Genomic DNA, 18,798 nt, shown 5'->3' with positions numbered 1-18,798 from the left:
TGTTCATCGGCTGGCACTCATTCATCACACTATCCCTGTGTCAGTAAAGATTCATGTTTATTGATTGAGTACAGGAATAGTATCCCTCAGCCAACTACCCAATTTCCGTTGATAGAAAGGCTGAGTATGTTGAATCAGGTAGTGGCTTATCCCGCCATCTTGTTCATCAAGCAGGCAAAAATCCACTGATTCATCTTCGTTCAGATGTTCACAAGCTAACTCACCAGCAGTCTGGATCAGCATATTCATGTCACTTTCTGCCACTTCCCCACTGAGTTCCAGACCAATTAACAGATTGGGCTTTTCATCCTGTTCTTTATCGTGTGCCATAACCAAAAAAGCACGGCGTACCGGTTTATGCTGCTTAAATAAATTAGTCAGAGTTTCGATAAGCAGGGTCGGTTTTTCTTCGGGTTGGCTGAGAGTAATACGACTTCCACTCGGAACCTCAATTTCAGTGGCAATGGCTTCGTTTGACGAACTCATGAAAATCTCCGGACAGTATAGATATTGATACAGAAGTTAAAAGCTGAGTTACAAGCAATTAAAGTAGCTAAATCATAGCCTCCCCATCAGGGAGGCTAGAAAATAAGAAGTCAGAAATATCCAGATATCACAACATCTTATACATGAATATTCTGGCATTTCCCGATGGCTTACAAGCCACTTCACCAAAAGCAGTGTACCCTTGTTTCAGGTAAAACTCAGGTGCCTGAATGGACATCGTGTACAACGTCACAGCATGGCAACCGCGCTGGCGGGCTTTTTCTTCAGCTTTTCTGAGTAACACACTTCCCAATCCCTCATTTCTGAGTTCATCAGGGAGATAAAGGTAGTTGATGAAAAGCATGCCAAGTGACGTTCGCCCGACCAAACCGCCAATCACTTCACCATCTTTATCCTTGATATAAATATCCAGCGGCTGGTTACCCTGTTCACCAGTCTGCATGATATTCCATTCATTGAGTAATTCACTGACCCGTTCACGCGCATAGGGGTCATCTTCGTCAGAATCCGTGATCTTAAAGTCGGGCAACACAATGTCCTGATTCATTAAACTTTCCTTCTTATCACTTATTTGGCTTTTGTCAGCAGTAAGTTAGCGATGGTGCGTACACCACAACCTGTTGCACCCGCTGACCACTGTTCACCCGCAGATGAGCGATAGGTTGCTGAACAGTCGATATGTACCCAGCCTTTTTTATAGTTCTCGACAAAGTGAGACAGGAAAGCAGCGGCAGTACTTGCGCCTGCTGTATGAGAAGGTGCAGCGATGTTATTCAGTTCAGCAAAGCTGGATGGCAATTGATTACGGTGGAATTCAGCCAGTGGCAGACGCCAGAACTGTTCATGCTCCTCATCTGCTGCCGCCAACAAATCTGCTGCCAGTTGATCATCAAAACTCAGAACAGAATGGTAATCGTTACCGACTGCAACTTTCGCAGCACCGGTCAATGTCGCTGCATCAATAAGCAAAGAGGCATTTTCTGCACTGGCGTCAATCAGACCGTCAGCCAGTACCAGACGCCCTTCTGCATCAGTATTCATCACTTCAACAGTTTTGCCATTACGATAGCGAATGATATCGCCCAGTTTGAATGCATTACCGCTGACCATATTATCAGCAATGCACAGGAACAGTTTTACACGCTGTTTCAGGCCACGGCTTATCGCCAGTGCCAACGCACCTGACAGGGTTGCCGAACCACCCATATCAGATTTCATGGCTCCCATTGAGTTGGATAGTTTCAGGCTATAGCCGCCTGAATCGAAGGTAATCCCTTTTCCGACTAAGCAGGAAAATACGGGTTCATTTTTATTTGTTGTCGGATTGAAATCCAGTTCCAGAAAGACAGGAACGCGGGAAGAGCCACGGCCGACAGTATGAACACCAGCATAGCCATGCTCATATAAGGCATCACCTTTTATGATGCGGTAACTGATCGCATCCGCCGCCACATTGTTAAGTAAATCAATAACACGTTGGGCAAGCTGCTCTGGCCCCAATTCTTCGGCGGGCAGATTGATGGTATCACGCGCCCAGTCGATAAATTTGATCCGGTGTTCCAGTTCCTGTTTTTCTTCGTTATTCAGTTGAGGCCATTCAATCGTACGCTGCCCTTTTGGTGCCCGGAATCCCAGCCAGAATGCCCAGCTATTTTCCAGATCCCAGCCTTCACCAGCCAAAGCAACATTGTGGATACCTTGCCCGTTAATTTTACGTCCGGCTCGTTGGATCAACGCCAGTTTACTGTTTATGTCAGACGATTTATTGTCTGACATGTGGATCGTCATTCCCTGATCACCCGAGCTAATTAGCGCATTCTCACCCCAGCATGCTTTAGCTGGCTCATAAGACAGAGTTATCGGCATGATTTGCGCCGGTATAGCGTGCTTTGTCATTTTCTTCCTCTCTTCTTATTCTGTTTTTACTGTATTAAGGTCATCAATATTAGGATTCTAAATGTAAAAAAACTGGCGGATGCCAGTTTTTCATTAAATACAGACTATGCCAAGTGACTGGACAAAATTTGGTGAGTTTGCACTGCTTTTCGCACTATTTTCATAACTTATGTTGCTTGCGTAACTTGTGAGTTATGAAATTTATCTCTGTCACTCAAACTCGTCTAACCAAACCAGTAAAATGGCTTCTAATATTTTTTCGTTGGATTTTTCTGGACTATCATCAAAATCATCCAATTCGCAAATCCATTGATGCAGGTCGGTGAAACGTACTGTCTTAGGATCTAAATCCGGGAACTTATCATAGAGTGCTTCGCCAATCTCGCGGCTGTCAGACCATTTCATTTTTTGTGCTCCTGTTTAGTTCTCAGATCAGTGCTCACGCGCATGGTTGATCGTGTATTTAGGAATTTCAACAACCAAATCCTCATCAGCAACTTTAGCCTGACAACTCAACCGGCTTTCCGGCTCCAGACCCCACGCTTTGTCCAGCATGTCATCTTCCAGTTCAGCGCTTTCCTCTAATGAGTCAAAGCCTTCTCTGACGATACAATGACAAGTGGTACACGCGCAGGATTTTTCACAGGCATGTTCAATTTCAATACCGTTTCGCAGTGCGACATCCAGAATTGATTCGCCTTCTTTCGCGTCCAATACTGCACCTTCAGGGCAAAGTTCGTTATGAGGTAAAAATACAATTTTAGGCATAATTAAATTTCATCCACAGAATGGCCCGCCAAAGCCCGGCGGATCGATGTGTCCATGCGACGCGCAGCAAATTCCTGCGTTTGCTTGTCCAATTGTTTAATTGCACTTTCAATGGCTTCAGGCGATGTTCCCTGAGCACTTTCAATTAATACTTGTACGGCAGCATCAATTGCAGCATGTTCTTCCTGACTGAGTAAATCAGCATCTTTTTCCAGTGCACCGGTTAAACTTTCCAGCACTCGGGCTGCTTCTACTTTTTGTTCAGCCAATTTACGCGCCTGAATATCTTCCTGCGCATTACTCATTGAGTCTTTGATCATTCGGGCGATTTCCTCATCAGACAGACCATAGGAAGGTTTCACCTGAATAGAGGCTTCAACACCCGTCGATTTCTCCAGGGCGCTGACACTCAGCAAACCATCAGCATCAACCTGAAAAGTCACACGGATATGCGCACCACCGGCCGGTAAAGGCGGAATTCCCCGCAGCGTGAAACGTGCCAGAGAGCGACAGTCTGCCACCAACTCACGTTCCCCCTGAACAACATGGATGCTCATTGCGCTCTGTCCGTCTTTGAACGTCGTAAATTCCTGTGCTCTTGCGACTGGAATCGTGGTATTGCGCGGGATAACCTTCTCAACCAGACCACCCATAGTTTCAAGGCCCAATGACAGCGGGATAACATCCAGCAGCAGCATTTCGCTGTCAGGCTTATTACCAGCCAGAATATCCGCCTGTATTGCTGCGCCGACCGCAACAACTTTATCTGGATCAATAGATGTCAACGGTTCTCGATCAAAGAATTCACCTACCATGCTGCGGACAAGCGGCACTCTTGTCGAACCACCCACCATCACAACCTGTAATACTTCATCCGCAGTCACTCCGGCATCTTTCAATGCACGACGACAAGCCAGTAAAGTACGTTTAACCAGTGTTCTAATTAATTCATTGAATTCGTTGCGGGTAATATTGCCCTGCCAACCAGCAAAATTAATCGTTACTGACTCTGCATCACTCAGCGCAATTTTGGTTTGTGTAGCAATATCCAATAATTGACGCTGCAACCCGTGGTCGGTATCGGTAATTCCGGCCTGCTGACGAACCCAGTCTGCCAGCAGATGATCAAAGTCATCACCACCCAGCGCAGTATCACCGCCCGTTGCAAGCACTTCAAAAACACCACGGCTCAGGCGCAGAATAGAAACGTCAAATGTTCCGCCCCCCAGATCATAAACGGCAATAACACCTTCCTGACCAGAATCAAGCCCGTAGGCAATCGCAGCCGCAGTCGGTTCATTCAGCAGACGCAGAACATGTAAGCCGGCTAAACGGGCAGCATCTTTCGTTCCCTGACGCTGAGCATCATCAAAATAAGCCGGAACGGTGATAACAACGCCATCAAGTTTGCCATCCAGTGTTTTTTCTGCCCGTTGAGCCAACGATTTCAGTATGTCAGAAGAAACCTGAATAGGGTCTACCAAACCTGCCGCAGTATTGATTAACGGTAGCCCATTTTCACTGGCCTGAAACTGATAAGGGAGATTCGGATAACGCTGCTGAATGTCAGCCAGAGAGCGCCCCATCATACGTTTGACGGAACTTATTGTATTGACAGGATCAAAAGCCGCCTGTTGACGTGCCTGCCAGCCAATCTGAATTTCATCTTTACAGTACTGTACAACCGAAGGAAGCAAGTGACGGTTTTCACTATCTGCTAAGGTTTCAGCCTGACCGCTGCGGACTGTCGCAACCAGAGAGTGTGTTGTGCCCAGATCAATCCCCGCAGCCAGACGGCGCTGGTGAGGTGCGGCAGATAAACCCGGTTCACTGATTTGTAATAAAGCCATGTGTGCCCCTATAAAAAACCACTATATCCGTCTTTCAAGCGGCCGCTCTGCTGGCATCGATATAAATATCGATATAACTTGAAATTTACCGGATATATTAAATCAGCCACGCATTGTTCACTAAAACGCGATGCAGCTAAAAGTCATCCAGCAACCGCTCTTCCAGCTGCTCGACCTGCTGTTGCAATTTATCCAGAAAGCGTAACTTACGGACAGTATCGGCGGCAATTGACCATTGCTCTGCATCCAGCTGTTGTTCCATCTGCTCACTGCGAGTTTTAATCATTTTATTCAGGCGAGATGAAAAACCAGCTAATGCAGCATCCGGCTCTGCACTCTGTTCAATGCTATCCAGCTCTTCACGCAACTCTAACTGCTGCATCAGGAAAGCCGTATCCTGCATTGTGTGCTGTTCACTGGATAAGTTAAACCCTTGCTGAGACAGCATATATTCTGCACGTTTCAGGGGGTGTTTCAGAGTTTGATAACCATCATTGATGGTTGCAGCCTGTTGAAGTGCCAGCGTTTTCTCACGCTCTGGCTGAGTGGCAAAACGATCAGGATGAAACTGACGCTGTAACTCCTGATAGCGGGTCGCCAATTGTTGGCGATCTATTGCATAACGCGCAGGCAACCCGAATAAAGTAAAGTAGTCCATAAGTTACTCTTGGTTTCGCAAAATACGGGGGTTAAACGTTAAAACTTTCCCCACAGCCGCATTCGCCGGAAACATTGGGGTTGTTGAATTTAAAGCCTTCGTTCAGACCTTCTTTGATAAAATCCAACTCAGTTCCATCAAGGTAAACAATGCTTTTACCATCAACGATAACTTTCACGCCCTTATCTTCAAAAACCTGATCTTCATCATTAACTGTATCAGCAAATTCAAGTACATATGCCATACCAGAACAGCCGGAAGTTCTCACTCCCAGACGCAGACCAACACCTTTTCCACGATTATCAAGGAAAGCCAAAACACGCTGGGCTGCACTTTCTGTCAGGGAAATTGACATACAACACCTCACTTTTAAAACTATTAATCTTGAAGATGATGACTTTTGAAGCGGTCATCTTCAAAATCAGTAAAGGTGGATATTGAAACAATATCCACCAGAATTATATTTCACCCGTAGGGTGCATTTAGAAGAATTACTTGGCCTGACGCTTGTTCTTATAATCTGCAATTGCAGCTTTAATTGCATCTTCTGCCAGAATAGAACAGTGAATTTTCACTGGCGGTAACTCCAGTTCATCAGCAATCTCAGTGTTTTTGATTGCTTCAGCCTGATCCAGTGATTTTCCTTTCATCCATTCTGTTACCAGAGAACTGGATGCAATCGCCGAACCGCAGCCATAAGTTTTAAAACGTGCATCTTCGATAATGCCGTCATCACTGACTTTAATTTGCAGTCTCATGACGTCACCACAAGCTGGCGCACCAACCATTCCGCTACCCACTGAAGGATCTTCGCTATCAAATGACCCTACATTGCGTGGATTTTCATAGTGATCAATTACTTTTTCGCTGTAAGCCATGTCGTTACTCCTGAAACTGTCTGATTAATGATGAGACCATTCGATGGTGCTGAGATCCACGCCTTGCTTGAACATTTCCCACAGTGGAGAAAGATCGCGCAGGTGGCCAATCGCGTTATGAATCAACTTGATTGCATAGTCTATTTCTTCTTCTGTGGTAAAACGCCCCAAAGAGAAACGAATAGAACTGTGTGCCAGCTCATCATTCATACCCAGTGCGCGCAGAACATAGGAAGGCTCAAGGCTCGCAGAAGTACATGCTGAACCGGAAGAAACCGCTAAGTCTTTCAGTGACATCATCAATGACTCACCTTCAACGTAGTTGAAGCTGACATTCAGAATGTGTGGTGCACCCAGTTCCAAATCACCATTCAGGTAAACTTCTTCAATATCTTTGATACCGTTCCATAAACGCAGACGTAAAGCACGCAGACGTTCTGACTCGGCTTGCAGTTCTTCTTTTGCAATGCGGTAGGCTTCGCCCATGCCGACAATCTGGTGAACAGGCAGTGTACCGGAACGCATACCACGCTCATGGCCGCCACCGTGCTGCTGTGCTTCAATACGGATACGAGGTTTGCGGCGAACATACAAACCGCCAATACCCATCGGGCCATATAATTTATGAGCAGAGAAAGACATCAGATCGACTTTCAGTTTGCTGAGGTCAATCGGCAGTTTCCCGACACTCTGAGTGGCATCAACATGGAAAATGATGCCGCGGCTGCGACACATATCACCGATGGTCACAATGTCCTGAACAATACCAATTTCGTTGTTGACGTGCATGATAGAAACCAGAATCGTATCGTCACGCATTGTGGCTTCCAGCTCTTTCAGATCGAGCATACCGTTGCTCATTGGTGCAAGGTAAGTCACTTCAAAACCTTCACGCTCCAACTGACGACAAGTATCTAAAACAGCTTTGTGTTCAGTTTTACTGGTAATAATGTGCTTGCCTTTTTTCTGATAGAATTTCGCTGCACCTTTAATACCGAGGTTATCTGATTCTGTTGCACCTGAAGTAAAGACGATTTCACGCGGGTCAGCACCGATCAGGTCAGCAATCTGGTTACGCGCAATATCAACCGCTTCTTCAGCCTGCCAGCCAAAACGGTGTGAACGGGAAGCAGGGTTACCGAAAACCCCGTCCATAGTCAGATAATTCATCATCTTTTCAGCAACACGGTTATCAACCGGGGTTGTCGCTGAATAGTCCAAATAAATGGGTAATTTCATTGCTCACATGCTCCGTAAGACACTTTTAATACAGTTAGTTGCCGCTTATTTACCGCTAATTAAGCACGCAGGTTAACGTTAATCATTTCTTGAATCCTGCCATTAGCAGTACGGCGCTTATCGCTGTCTTGACGATCAGCAACGTCTAAAACTTCTTGGTTGTTCACTAATTCTTCTAAACTGATACTGTTCAGGAAACTCGTAATACGCTCGCTAAGGTCACGCCATAATGTATGAGTCAAACAGCGATCACCGCCCTGACAGCCTTCCCTGCCCTGACAACGAGTTGCATCTACAGATTCATCAACAGCAGAAATCACTTCAGCGACGAAAATCTTACCGGCATCTCTGCCAAGCAGATAACCGCCACCCGGACCACGGACGCTAGAAACCAGACCATTCTTACGTAGGCGAGAAAACAACTGCTCAAGATAGGAAAGGGAAATTCCCTGACGTTCAGATATGTCAGCTAGTGGCACCGGCCCTTCTTGTGAATGCAATGCCACATCTAACATGGCAGTTACCGCATAACGTCCTTTTGATGTCAGTCTCATAACAAAAACTCCATGGTGAAATATGGGTCAAATTGTGGCATTCCTGAGCGTTTTAGTCAACTATTTAACCTAGTAATTTACTCAACTATTATTTAGTTGTCTTTCATCCTGTTACCGCTCATACACCTCATTTTTCAACCTATTTCAAACCGGAGCCTGATGATTTATTAGCCCATTTTTCCATAGAGGTCAGAATACCACGAAGGATATTTAACTCCTGAGTTTCTGGACGGGCGCGAGTATAGAGACGCCTTAATCTGTTCATTATCTGCCCCGGATGAGCTTTACGAATAAAGCCGGAGTTACTTAATACCTGCTCAAGGTGCTGGTAAAAACGCTCCATATCTTCAACAGGCGGGTACTCAGCTTCATGCTCTGTAGCATCCTGTTTTTCCTGAGCAGTAAGGTACGCCATCCGGATCTCATAACTGACCAACTGAACAGCCATAGCCAGATTCAGCGAACCATATTCCGGGTTAGTCGGAATATAAAGATGGTAGTGACACTTCTGGAGTTCTTCGTTGGTCAGCCCCACACGCTCACGACCGAATACAATAGCTACCGGTGAGTTCTGAACAGCCCTGACACAGCGTTCACCACATTCCCGTGGTTCAACCATTGGCCAGGAAAGTGTACGGGAGCGGGCACTGGTTCCGATAACCAACTCACACCCGGACAGTGCTTCATCCAGCGACTCCACAATCGTGGCATTACCAATAACATCACTGGCACCTGCTGAAAGTGCAATAGCGTGAGAGTCAGGCTGGACAAGCGGATTTACCAGATACAGGTTGGTTAACCCCATTGTTTTCATAGCTCTGGCAGCTGAACCCATGTTGCCTGTGTGGGAGGTTTCTACCAGGATAATGCGGATGTTCTCTAACATGACAGCTTTTAATTTCAGGATAAGAGCCGAATATCTTAACACAGCATTAGTCATTTTGACGAACTACTGCTATACTGCGCGCCGATTTGTTTCCCGTTCTTTAAAATTCTGGTGGAAGATACCCCATGCATCCGATGCTAAATATCGCTATACGCGCTGCTCGTAAGGCCGGCAACCATATTGCCAAAAGCTATGAAACTCCTGATGCTGTTGAAGCAAGCCAAAAAGGCAGTAACGATTTTGTCACTAATGTTGATCGCGATGCTGAAAGCATGATCATTGACATTATCCGTAAGTCTTACCCTAAGCACACGATTATCACTGAAGAAACAGGTGAACACTTAGGTGAAGAAAGCGATATCCAATGGGTAATCGATCCACTGGATGGCACCACCAACTTTATTAAACGTCTTCCACACTTTGCTGTTTCCATTGCCGTGCGTATCAAAGGCCGCACTGAAGTTGCTGTGGTTTACGATCCGATGCGTAATGAATTGTTCACTGCGACCCGTGGTCAGGGTGCACAGCTAAATGGTTATCGTCTACGTGGTAGTAACGCCCGTGATCTCGATGGCACTATCATTGCTACCGGTTTCCCATTCAAAGCTAAGCAACACTCTATCCCTTACATGAACGTACTGGGTAAATTATTTGAGCGCTGTGCTGATTTCCGTCGCACCGGTTCCGCAGCTCTGGACATGGCTTATGTCGCTGCCGGGCGTGTAGATGGCTATTTCGAGATCGGCCTGAAGCCGTGGGATTTCATGGGTGGTGAGCTGTTGGTACGTGAGTCCGGCTGTATCGTGACCGACTTCGTTGGTGGTCATAACTACACCAATTCCGGTAATATCGTTGCAGGCAGCCCACGTATTGTTAAAGATATGCTGTCTGAGATGCGTGAAGAATTAACTGAAGCACTGAAGCGTTAATTTTAAAAATAACTCGCTGAGCAATGTGATTTAAAGGGCACCTTGTTTTTATTGGTGCCCTTTCTTTATTTAACGCGCTACTTACAAGGTACGCGATAGCTCATTGGTATATTCATAGCGAATGAATCTGAGCTTCCGCTTTTTTAGGCCGTAAGAAAATCGTCGGTAATGCGACCAATGCCATCACCCAGTAGATACCGCCGCCTATATGTTCATACAGGAAACCGCCCACTGCACTCATAACCGCAATGCCGCCCCCCATTGCTAACGCAGAATAGACTGACTGCAAGCGAATCACTTCATTTTCTTTTCTGGCACCGATAAAACGCATGGCAGCTAAATGGCAGACAGTAAAAGTTCCACAATGCAGAATTTGAATAATAATCAGCACCGGCAATTCCGTGAACGTTCCCATTAATCCCCAACGGATAACCCCGCAAATAGCGGAGAGCAGCAGAAGACTGCGGGCATTCCAGTGGCGGAATAGCTGTTTACTAAAGGTGAAAACAATCACTTCAGCCACAACGCCCAGTGACCAGAGATAACCGATAGTTGATGAAGAATAACCGGCTTTTTCCCAATAAATGGAACCAAAGCTGTAATAACCGGCATGAGCTGCCTGTAATAACGTGACACACAATAAAAACTGCCACACTGATTTTTCGGATAGTAACTTTCTGAATGATACTGCACTGGCATTTTCTACCTTGATTTTACCCTCAGGCATAATAGAGGGTTTCAGCATCATGCCGGACAGCATAATCGCAACACTGACAATCAGGGAAACGAGGATAATCTGATGATGGCCAAATAAATTACTGCCAATCCAGTCATTGAGCTTATCAAAGGAGAGACTTATACCTGAGCCGAATTCAATCCCGGAAGAAGACAACAATATTCCGGTTAAAGAAGAGCTGATAACAAAAGCAATCGATCCCCACACCCGCACTTTGCCATAATCAAAAGTAAACTGTTTTTGCCATGTCCCTGCTAAAGCATCTGATAAAGGGATTAGCGGTGAAAAAAACAGGTTAAAACCTATCATAACCAACGTAATCCATGCCCAGTGGCTGCCAAAAGAAAAGCCGATAGCAAAGAGCAGAGTCAAAAAAGATAATAATCTTAATGCGGTAATTAATTTGGCGGGATCTTTAACAGTGGGGGAAATAACCAGACTGCCAATAAAGCGGGAAACCAAGCCGATACCTAATATAATGCCGATCATCGAAGGCTTTATACCTTCTCCCTGTAACCAGACTGACCAGAATGGTAAAAATATACCGAAAGAAAAAAAATAGGTGAAGTAGCCTAACCCCAGCCAAAATGTTGATGGCACAACCATCCTTTGCCCCCGTGTTTGATGCAAAAAGTTTAATGCAAAAAACCCGCTCAGAACTGATGTCGTGAGACGGGCTTATTAACTACTTATTCAATATTTATATTCTAAATTATGCGTAGACCGGATATTTTGCACAGATAGCCAATACTTTCTGTTTAACGCTGTCAATCACCGTTTCGTCATTGATATTATCCAGCACATCACATATCCAGCCTGCCAGCTCACGGGTTTCTTCTTCTTTGAAACCACGACGAGTGATTGCCGGGGTACCAATACGAATACCGGAAGTCACAAATGGACTACGGGGATCATTAGGTACGCTGTTTTTATTCACGGTAATATTGGCTCGACCTAATGCTGCATCTGCTTCTTTGCCCGTGATATCTTTATCGACCAAATCCAGCAGGAACAGATGGTTTTCAGTGCTACCGGAAACAATTTTGTAGCCACGCTGCAAGAATACATCAACCATTACTTTGGCATTCTTAGCGACTTGCTGCTGATAAGTTTTGAATTCTGGCTCCATGGCTTCTTTCAGCGCAACCGCTTTACCAGCGATAACATGCATCAGCGGGCCACCCTGACCACCTGGGAAAACAGCCGAGTTCAGTTTCTTATACAGCTCTTCATCCCCGCCTTTCGCCAGAATCAGACCGCCGCGTGGGCCTGCCAGTGTTTTGTGAGTAGTGGTTGTCACAACGTGAGCATGAGGAACCGGGTTCGGATAAACACCCGCAGCAATCAAACCAGCCACATGAGCCATATCAACAAAAAGGTATGCACCGATTTCATCAGCAATTTCGCGCATTTTTGCCCAGTCAACCACACCAGAGTAGGCAGAGAAACCACCGATGATCATTTTAGGCTGATGTTTTATTGCCTGATTACGGATATCGTCGTAATCAATTTTGCCATGTTCATCAATACCATAAGGAACAACATTATAAAGTTTCCCAGAGAAATTAACTGGAGAACCGTGAGTCAGATGCCCACCGTGTGCCAGATTCATCCCTAAAACTGTATCACCGGGTTGCAACAGCGTCATATAGACCGCCATATTCGCCTGAGAACCTGAATGCGGCTGGACATTAGCATAATCAGCACCAAACAGCTCTTTTGCTCTGTCAATTGCCAGTTGCTCAACTATATCAACGTACTCACAGCCACCATAGTAGCGTTTGCCCGGATAGCCTTCCGCATACTTGTTAGTCAACTGAGAGCCTTGAGCCTGCATAACTCTTGGGCTGGTGTAGTTTTCAGAAGCAATCAATTCAATATGTTCTTCCTGACGACGAACCTCCTGTTCCATCGCCTGCCACAGTTCGGGATCATAATTCGCAATATTCATTTCACGCTTTAACATTAGGTTCTCCTGACTCAGCTACATCTCTAAAGGCTATATTTCTAAAAAATATCCCTGAGGGACAGAATGTGACACAGTGTAATCTCTTTTTATCAAATGAGATAGTCTTGACAGGACATTTTACGCAAACGTTTGCTTAAACACCTGCCGCCCATCAGCTCATCATGTTTTTTATGAGCCTGAGATTTATCATCGATCTTTGTGATCCCTGTCAAACATTAATAGGTCACATATCCTGCGATTTTGATTTAAGTCAAGATCATTGCTGGTTTTGATCTTTAAGCTCTTCCCCAGAAACATAAGTTGCATTTAAAATACAACTTATTAATTAAGCATGATTAAAAATTCAGGAGATCATGATGTTAGACAGCCAAACTATCGCAACGATAAAATCTACCATTCCGCTGATTGTTTCCACCGGGCCAAAATTAACGGCTCATTTTTATGAGCGTATGTTCAGTCATCACCCTGAATTACAAAATATCTTTAACATGAATCATCAGAGTAACGGCGAGCAACGTCAGGCGCTTTTCAATGCCCTTTGTGCTTATGCTTCTAACATTGATAACTTACCGGCTCTGTTACCGGCTGTAGAAAAAATCGCTCACAAACATGCAAGCCTGAATATCCAGCCGGAGCACTATCAGATTGTAGGTACTCATCTGCTGGCAACCATTGATGAGCTGTTTCATCCGGCAGAAGAAGTACTGGATGCGTGGGGAAAAGCCTACAATGTATTAGCCGATGTTTTTATCAATCGGGAAGAAGAAATTTACCAGAATGGTGAATTGTCAGAAGGGGGATGGCGTGGTGTACGTCAGTTCCGTGTCAGCCGGAAACAACCCCAAAGCGATATCATTACCAGTTTTGAATTCGAACCTGTTGATGGCGGTAAAGTCTCCGATTACAAACCGGGGCAATATTTGAGTATTTATCTGGACGAACCTGCTTTTCAGCATCGTGAAATTCGTCAGTATTCATTAACTGCTGCTCCAAACGGAACTCACTATCAAATTGCCATTAAACGGGAATCTCATGGCAAAGTTTCCGGCTATATGCACGATAAAGTACAGGAAGGGGATATCGTATTACTGTCCGCACCACGAGGTGATTTCTTCCTTGATATCCAACCTGATACTCCTGTTACGCTTATCTCAGCGGGTGTTGGCCTGACTCCTATGATGAGTATGTTGCAATATCTGCATAAACAACCACATTCTGGAATAATCAATTGGTTTCACGCCGCAGAACATGGCGGCTACCATGCCTTTTCAGACAAAGTAAAGACGATTGCCCAATCCATGCCAAATATGAATTATCAGGTCTGGTATCGCGAACCCAGAAATGGAGATAAGTACGGCACAGATTACCAACAGGCGGGGCTTATGGAGCTAGCTGCGGTAAAAGATGCGATAAGCGCAGAAGGAATGGAGTTTTATCTCTGTGGGCCGGTAGCTTTCATGCAATATATCGCCGCTCAACTTCTGGCGATGGGCATTAACGAACAGTATATCCATTATGAATGTTTTGGCCCGCATAAAGTGATTTAACCCGAAATCATCACTTAACCCGGAATGAGAACCCCGCCATAACGGCGGGGCATAAGGCTCTGAGAGGTTAAATCGCTTCTTCGTCCTGTTCACCCGTACGAATACGCACAACACGAGCAACATCGAAAACAAAAATCTTGCCATCGCCGATTTTACCGGTTTGAGCAGTCTGCATGATAGTATCAACACAGGTATCAACAATATCATCCGGTACAATAATTTCTATTTTGACTTTCGGCAGAAAGTCCACCATATATTCTGCACCACGATACAGTTCTGTATGCCCTTTCTGGCGACCGAATCCCTTCACCTCTGTCACCGTCATACCTGTGATACCGACTTCAGCCAGAGCTTCACGCACATCATCGAGCTTGAAAGGTTTGATAATTGCATCAATCTTTTTCATGAAGTATTCCTGTTATTACCAATTCTTACGCCCGAAACCAGACGTAATCGGATAGCGCCTGTCTTTACCAAAATCACGCTGTGTAATACGCGGGCCAATCGGAGCCTGACGACGTTTATATTCATTGATGTCCACCAACCGGATCACCTTGCGGATAATCGTTTCGTCGAAACCTTCAGCTACCAAATCAGCTACTGATTTATCTTTTTCTACATATCCCTCAAGGATAGCGTCCAGCATGTCATACGGCGGCAGACTGTCCTGATCAAGCTGATCGGGAGCCAGTTCCGCAGATGGCGGACGTTCAATAACCCGCTGAGGAATAGCAGGAGATAATGTATTACGATATTTAGACAATGCAAATACCATTGTTTTTGGTACATCTTTCAACGCATTGAAGCCACCAGCCATATCACCGTATAAAGTCGAATAGCCCACTGCGGATTCACTTTTGTTACTGGTCGTCAGTACCAGACGACGGCGTTTGTTTGACATTGCCATCAGAATGACAGCCCGGCAACGTGCCTGTAGGTTTTCTTCCGTCGTGTCTTTTTCCGTGCCTGCAAACATCGGCTCTAACTGAGCCATAAATGCATCAAACATAGGCTCGATAGAGACAATGTCAAATTCAACACCGAGCAACTCAGCCTGTTCTCTGGCATCATGAATACTCATTTCAGAGGTATAGCGGAATGGCATCATCACCGCCTGTACATGCTCTTTACCCAACGCATCCACCACAATCGCCAGTGTCAGGCCTGAATCAATCCCTCCGGATAATCCAAGTAATGCGCCTTTAAAACCGTTTTTCTGGACATAATCCCGCACAGAAAGTACTAAAGCTTTATAGATTTGCCCCAGTGGCGGTAATTGAGGCACCGGATTTACCATCGGCTCAATAGTCATATCATTGAAACGACACAGTTCTACCTGCTCTTCAAAAGCCGCCATACGGTGAGTGATTTCACCATTTATATCAAAGACTTTTGAGCAACCATCAAAAATCAGCTGATCCTGCCCGCCAACCTGATTCAGGTAGATAATTGGCAAATGAATACGCTGGCAATGTGATTTGATTAGCGCGCTGCGAATATTCGGTTTGTCATGATTATAAGGAGAGGCATTTATTGACAGGATAATATCGGCTCCTGCCTGTTTCAACGCATCAACCGGCGCATCAAACCAGAGATCTTCACAAATCAGCAAGCCAAGGTTATAGCCTTTAAAGGGTATAACACAAATTTGTTCACCCGCTTCGAAATAGCGTTCTTCATCAAAAACGCCATAATTAGGCAGTTGTTGCTTGAAGTAACGAGCAACGGTTTCACCTTTCCAGAAGAGCGAAAGCGCGTTGTATATTTTTCCGTCCTGTTGCCACGGATGACCAACTAAAATACCAACCTGAGAACTTGCCTCCTGCAAACGTACTAATTGTTCGCGGCAACGCTGATGAAAATCAGCACGAAACAGTAAATCCTCCGGGAAATAACCCGACAGTGATAACTCAGAGAACATGACGAGATCAGCGCCTTTTTCCTGCTGTTCCTGCACTGTATGCAACATACGCTCGCTGTTGCCTTCGATATCCCCTACCAGCCAGTTTAATTGGGCAAGGGCAATATTAAGAGTACGACTCATAGAATGCGGCTCTCCTGGGCCATTATTCACTTCTCTGTCTGGTTCAGACAGTTCAATACGGCTTGAAAAATGTTTCAGCTTATTTATGGGATTTAAATTACAGGAAGGTTATTCCTTAAAATCGTTGGGGTCCAATTCATGACGGGCCAACAATTTATAAAATTCTGTCCGGTTACGCCCTGCCATCCGGGCGGCGTGAGTGACATTACCTTTCGTCATTTGCAGTAATTTTCGTAAGTAATTCAGTTCAAACTGGCTACGAGCCTCTACAAATGTCGGCAGTGCCGTGTTTTCTCCTTCCAGTGCCTGCATGACTAAAGCATCACTGATCACTGGAGCAGTCGTCAGCGCCACACATTGTTCGATAACATTAACCAGCTGACGGACATTCCCCGGCCAGCTCGCTGCCATCAGACATTTCATCGCATTGGTGGAGAAACTACGGACAAAAGGTTTATGGCGCTTAGCCGATTCCCGCAGCAAATGGTTTGCTAATAAAGGAATATCTTCCGCCCGCTCATTCAGGGTAGGGATTTTCAGATTGACGACATTCAATCGATAATAGAGATCTTCGCGAAATTCATTACGCTGCATCGCTTTCGGTAAATCGCGGTGAGTTGCCGAAAGAATCCTGACATCAATATCTAAATCACGGTTACTTCCCAGAGGGCGGATCTTACGCTCCTGCAATACCCTCAATAATTTAACCTGAAGCGCCAATGGCATATCGCCGATTTCATCAAGAAACAGCGTTCCTCCCTGAGCAGCCAGAAAAAGCCCTTCCCGACTGCTGACCGCACCGGTAAATGCACCTTTTGCGTGACCAAACAGCTCAGATTCCAGTAATTGTTCTGGTAAAGCACCACAGTTAATCGCAATAAAGGGTTTCTTTGCACGGGGGCTTGCGCGATGGATAGCCTGAGCCAACACTTCCTTACCCGTTCCGCTTTGCCCGTTAATCAGAACGCTGACATCAGACTGCGCCACCATTTTCGCCTGTTCCAGCAAACGTAGCATCAAAGGACTACGGGTGACGATTTGCTCACTCCATTTACCATCTATGGCTGGTGTTGATAATTCCAAAGCATCATCAATGGCTTTATAAAGTGCATCGCGGTCAACCGGTTTAGTCAGAAAACTAAACACGCCCTGTTGTGTCGCGGCAACCGCATCGGGAATAGACCCGTGGGCAGTGAGAATAATCACTGGCATACCCGGATGCTGTTTTTGAATTTCAGCAAATAAGGCCATACCATCCATCTCATCCATGCGTAAATCGCTGATGACCAAATCGACTTTTTCTTTTAATAGGGTGCGTAGTGCTTCATGCCCGCTTTCCACTGTCGTGACACGAAAACCTTCACTGATCAGACGCATTCCCAATAATTTCAGTAAGCTTGGATCATCATCAACCAGAAGGAGATGAGCGGGATTGCGTGCAGTCATTGTACTTCAGCTCCTTTTTCTTCTGAAAAATTATCTTCTGTCTTTGTTTCAGATTTTCTTTCCGGAAGCGGTTTCGAGTGACTTTCCGGATGGGCCTCATTGAGTTTATTAGCATTTTCATCAACAGAATGTTCTGTTTCACCTGAAGCTGAAGAGCCATTCTGATTTTGCTTACGGGAAGAAAGCTGACGCTCAATATCGGTCAGATTTTCTAACTTACGGGATATTGAAAGCAATTCATATTCCAACCGATTCCGTATTTCTTTCAATCGGTCAATTTTGTTATCACTATCAGACTGCAATCGCTGATATCTTGATTTTTGCTCTGCCAGATTAATTTTTAAATACTGTTGCTCGAGCCATAAGTGTAGTAATGGCTCGAGCGAGGGTGGAAATTGTGGACTATATCGATTCAGAGTTTCTATGCTATTACGCCGCTCAGCAACTGAAGGTATCGACTGGTTGACAAGAATACTCTGTTTAAAAACCTGCGGCCAATCGTCTGCCATGAACTGTTTAGCCATATCACGGGCTTCAATTGAAGATAATTTATCCGCACACCCCATCAATCTTAGCCAGTAAAGGCTATTTTCCATTGCGGTCGGTTTTGTGATCTTCCAGACCACATCACACCCTTTGGTGTGATAATCGATTACGCGCTGCTCCGGCATAATTGATTCAGAAATTTTTGCCAACTCACCAGAAGCGGAATTTGAGACACATCCTGCCAATAGGTAGGGAACAAACAGTAACATCATGGTACGGAAACACCGGGACAAAGCCCGTTCAGGTAAATGCTGCATTACAGCTTTCTTTTTCACTGTCCGAGTCACAATATTCTGCTGCTCCGTTTTCATCATAAAGTGGTGAGTAAACCTGTTGTGCATATTA

General features: G+C 45.3%; 20 protein-coding genes. 2 read left to right on the top strand and 18 right to left on the bottom strand.

Annotated elements, in window-relative coordinates; genetic code table 11:
• Positions 1–57: 57 nt before the first annotated feature.
• From Xinn_RS01965 to trmJ, 12 genes are all read right to left on the bottom strand, one after another.
• On the bottom strand, positions 58–486 hold the full coding sequence (locus Xinn_RS01965; protein WP_086956083.1) for an enhanced serine sensitivity protein SseB C-terminal domain-containing protein: 429 nt from the start codon (positions 484–486) through the stop codon (positions 58–60).
• A gap of 127 nt (positions 487–613) precedes the next feature.
• Positions 614–1,054 carry a GNAT family N-acetyltransferase gene (locus tag Xinn_RS01960; protein ID WP_086956082.1) on the bottom strand — a complete coding sequence of 147 codons (441 nt, stop codon included), beginning with the start codon at positions 1,052–1,054 and terminating at the stop codon, positions 614–616.
• 20 nt (positions 1,055–1,074) lie between these two features.
• The gene (pepB, locus tag Xinn_RS01955; RefSeq protein WP_086956081.1) at positions 1,075–2,403 is read right to left on the bottom strand and encodes an aminopeptidase PepB; all 1,329 of its coding nucleotides are present in this window, start codon (positions 2,401–2,403) and stop codon (positions 1,075–1,077) included.
• 210 nt (positions 2,404–2,613) lie between these two features.
• Positions 2,614–2,808, bottom strand: a complete 195-nt coding sequence (gene iscX / locus Xinn_RS01950) for a Fe-S cluster assembly protein IscX (protein WP_086956080.1) — start codon at positions 2,806–2,808, stop codon at positions 2,614–2,616.
• A 27-nt stretch (positions 2,809–2,835) separates the two neighbouring features.
• On the bottom strand, positions 2,836–3,171 hold the full coding sequence (gene fdx, locus Xinn_RS01945; RefSeq protein ID WP_086956079.1) for an ISC system 2Fe-2S type ferredoxin: 336 nt from the start codon (positions 3,169–3,171) through the stop codon (positions 2,836–2,838).
• A 2-nt stretch (positions 3,172–3,173) separates the two neighbouring features.
• Positions 3,174–5,021 (bottom strand): Fe-S protein assembly chaperone HscA, encoded by a 1,848-nt coding sequence (hscA, locus tag Xinn_RS01940; RefSeq protein ID WP_086956078.1) that lies wholly within the window; start codon positions 5,019–5,021, stop codon positions 3,174–3,176.
• Positions 5,022–5,157: 136 nt separating this feature from the next.
• Complete coding sequence (gene hscB, locus Xinn_RS01935) at positions 5,158–5,679, bottom strand: co-chaperone HscB (RefSeq protein WP_086956077.1); 522 nt, start codon at positions 5,677–5,679, stop codon at positions 5,158–5,160.
• A gap of 31 nt (positions 5,680–5,710) precedes the next feature.
• Positions 5,711–6,034 carry an iron-sulfur cluster assembly protein IscA gene (gene iscA / locus Xinn_RS01930; RefSeq protein WP_086956076.1) on the bottom strand — a complete coding sequence of 108 codons (324 nt, stop codon included), beginning with the start codon at positions 6,032–6,034 and terminating at the stop codon, positions 5,711–5,713.
• Positions 6,035–6,170: 136 nt separating this feature from the next.
• Entirely contained in the window at positions 6,171–6,557 is a 387-nt protein-coding gene (iscU, locus tag Xinn_RS01925; RefSeq protein WP_086956075.1) for a Fe-S cluster assembly scaffold IscU, read from the bottom strand.
• Positions 6,558–6,581: 24 nt separating this feature from the next.
• Entirely contained in the window at positions 6,582–7,796 is a 1,215-nt protein-coding gene (locus Xinn_RS01920; protein WP_086956074.1) for an IscS subfamily cysteine desulfurase, read from the bottom strand.
• Positions 7,797–7,855: 59 nt separating this feature from the next.
• A complete protein-coding gene (gene iscR / locus Xinn_RS01915) occupies positions 7,856–8,350 on the bottom strand; it encodes a Fe-S cluster assembly transcriptional regulator IscR (protein ID WP_086956073.1) in 495 nt (164 codons plus the stop codon).
• Between the two features lie 139 nt (positions 8,351–8,489).
• Entirely contained in the window at positions 8,490–9,236 is a 747-nt protein-coding gene (gene trmJ, locus Xinn_RS01910; RefSeq protein ID WP_086956612.1) for a tRNA (cytosine(32)/uridine(32)-2'-O)-methyltransferase TrmJ, read from the bottom strand.
• Between the two features lie 125 nt (positions 9,237–9,361).
• Between trmJ and suhB the strand changes: the two genes are divergently transcribed.
• Positions 9,362–10,165: an inositol-1-monophosphatase gene (suhB, locus tag Xinn_RS01905; protein WP_086956072.1), complete on the top strand. Its 804-nt coding sequence runs from the start codon at positions 9,362–9,364 to the stop codon at positions 10,163–10,165.
• 112 nt (positions 10,166–10,277) lie between these two features.
• On the opposite strand, the gene Xinn_RS01900 is transcribed toward suhB, so the two are convergent.
• Positions 10,278–11,507: a 3-phenylpropionate MFS transporter gene (locus Xinn_RS01900; protein WP_086956071.1), complete on the bottom strand. Its 1,230-nt coding sequence runs from the start codon at positions 11,505–11,507 to the stop codon at positions 10,278–10,280.
• A gap of 106 nt (positions 11,508–11,613) precedes the next feature.
• Positions 11,614–12,867, bottom strand: coding sequence for a serine hydroxymethyltransferase (glyA, locus tag Xinn_RS01895; protein ID WP_086956070.1), 1,254 nt, complete (start codon positions 12,865–12,867; stop codon positions 11,614–11,616).
• A 356-nt stretch (positions 12,868–13,223) separates the two neighbouring features.
• Between glyA and hmpA the strand changes: the two genes are divergently transcribed.
• On the top strand, positions 13,224–14,417 hold the full coding sequence (hmpA, locus tag Xinn_RS01890; protein ID WP_339373503.1) for an NO-inducible flavohemoprotein: 1,194 nt from the start codon (positions 13,224–13,226) through the stop codon (positions 14,415–14,417).
• Between the two features lie 67 nt (positions 14,418–14,484).
• On the opposite strand, the gene glnB is transcribed toward hmpA, so the two are convergent.
• From glnB to qseG, 4 genes are all read right to left on the bottom strand, one after another.
• Positions 14,485–14,823 (bottom strand): nitrogen regulatory protein P-II, encoded by a 339-nt coding sequence (gene glnB / locus Xinn_RS01885; RefSeq protein ID WP_086956068.1) that lies wholly within the window; start codon positions 14,821–14,823, stop codon positions 14,485–14,487.
• Positions 14,824–14,838: 15 nt separating this feature from the next.
• On the bottom strand, positions 14,839–16,461 hold the full coding sequence (locus tag Xinn_RS01880; protein WP_086956067.1) for an NAD+ synthase: 1,623 nt from the start codon (positions 16,459–16,461) through the stop codon (positions 14,839–14,841).
• Positions 16,462–16,569: 108 nt separating this feature from the next.
• Positions 16,570–17,907 carry a two-component system response regulator GlrR gene (gene glrR / locus Xinn_RS01875; RefSeq protein ID WP_086956066.1) on the bottom strand — a complete coding sequence of 446 codons (1,338 nt, stop codon included), beginning with the start codon at positions 17,905–17,907 and terminating at the stop codon, positions 16,570–16,572.
• On the bottom strand, positions 17,904–18,794 hold the full coding sequence (gene qseG, locus Xinn_RS01870) for a two-component system QseEF-associated lipoprotein QseG (protein ID WP_086956065.1): 891 nt from the start codon (positions 18,792–18,794) through the stop codon (positions 17,904–17,906). Before qseG ends, glrR begins: the two co-directional genes overlap by 4 nt.
• Positions 18,795–18,798: the final 4 nt, after the last annotated feature.

This window comes from Xenorhabdus innexi (assembly GCF_002632485.1).
GTDB lineage: Bacteria > Pseudomonadota > Gammaproteobacteria > Enterobacterales > Enterobacteriaceae > Xenorhabdus > Xenorhabdus innexi.
The sequence above is the reverse complement of the archived record's forward strand: the minus strand, read 5'-3'. Positions and strand labels throughout refer to the sequence as shown.

What these genes read in the sequence shown, in the direction of transcription:
- Xinn_RS01965 (WP_086956083.1), bottom strand. Translation starts at nt 486, where the DNA reads ATGAGTTCGTCAAACGAAGCCATTGCCACTGAAATTGAGGTTCCGAGT.
- Xinn_RS01960 (WP_086956082.1), bottom strand. Translation starts at nt 1,054, where the DNA reads ATGAATCAGGACATTGTGTTGCCCGACTTTAAGATCACGGATTCTGAC.
- pepB (WP_086956081.1), bottom strand. Translation starts at nt 2,403, where the DNA reads ATGACAAAGCACGCTATACCGGCGCAAATCATGCCGATAACTCTGTCT.
- iscX (WP_086956080.1), bottom strand. Translation starts at nt 2,808, where the DNA reads ATGAAATGGTCTGACAGCCGCGAGATTGGCGAAGCACTCTATGATAAG.
- fdx (WP_086956079.1), bottom strand. Translation starts at nt 3,171, where the DNA reads ATGCCTAAAATTGTATTTTTACCTCATAACGAACTTTGCCCTGAAGGT.
- hscA (WP_086956078.1), bottom strand. Translation starts at nt 5,021, where the DNA reads ATGGCTTTATTACAAATCAGTGAACCGGGTTTATCTGCCGCACCTCAC.
- hscB (WP_086956077.1), bottom strand. Translation starts at nt 5,679, where the DNA reads ATGGACTACTTTACTTTATTCGGGTTGCCTGCGCGTTATGCAATAGAT.
- iscA (WP_086956076.1), bottom strand. Translation starts at nt 6,034, where the DNA reads ATGTCAATTTCCCTGACAGAAAGTGCAGCCCAGCGTGTTTTGGCTTTC.
- iscU (WP_086956075.1), bottom strand. Translation starts at nt 6,557, where the DNA reads ATGGCTTACAGCGAAAAAGTAATTGATCACTATGAAAATCCACGCAAT.
- Xinn_RS01920 (WP_086956074.1), bottom strand. Translation starts at nt 7,796, where the DNA reads ATGAAATTACCCATTTATTTGGACTATTCAGCGACAACCCCGGTTGAT.
- iscR (WP_086956073.1), bottom strand. Translation starts at nt 8,350, where the DNA reads ATGAGACTGACATCAAAAGGACGTTATGCGGTAACTGCCATGTTAGAT.
- trmJ (WP_086956612.1), bottom strand. Translation starts at nt 9,236, where the DNA reads ATGTTAGAGAACATCCGCATTATCCTGGTAGAAACCTCCCACACAGGC.
- suhB (WP_086956072.1), top strand. Translation starts at nt 9,362, where the DNA reads ATGCATCCGATGCTAAATATCGCTATACGCGCTGCTCGTAAGGCCGGC.
- Xinn_RS01900 (WP_086956071.1), bottom strand. Translation starts at nt 11,507, where the DNA reads ATGGTTGTGCCATCAACATTTTGGCTGGGGTTAGGCTACTTCACCTAT.
- glyA (WP_086956070.1), bottom strand. Translation starts at nt 12,867, where the DNA reads ATGTTAAAGCGTGAAATGAATATTGCGAATTATGATCCCGAACTGTGG.
- hmpA (WP_339373503.1), top strand. Translation starts at nt 13,224, where the DNA reads ATGATGTTAGACAGCCAAACTATCGCAACGATAAAATCTACCATTCCG.
- glnB (WP_086956068.1), bottom strand. Translation starts at nt 14,823, where the DNA reads ATGAAAAAGATTGATGCAATTATCAAACCTTTCAAGCTCGATGATGTG.
- Xinn_RS01880 (WP_086956067.1), bottom strand. Translation starts at nt 16,461, where the DNA reads ATGAGTCGTACTCTTAATATTGCCCTTGCCCAATTAAACTGGCTGGTA.
- glrR (WP_086956066.1), bottom strand. Translation starts at nt 17,907, where the DNA reads ATGACTGCACGCAATCCCGCTCATCTCCTTCTGGTTGATGATGATCCA.
- qseG (WP_086956065.1), bottom strand. Translation starts at nt 18,794, where the DNA reads ATGCACAACAGGTTTACTCACCACTTTATGATGAAAACGGAGCAGCAG.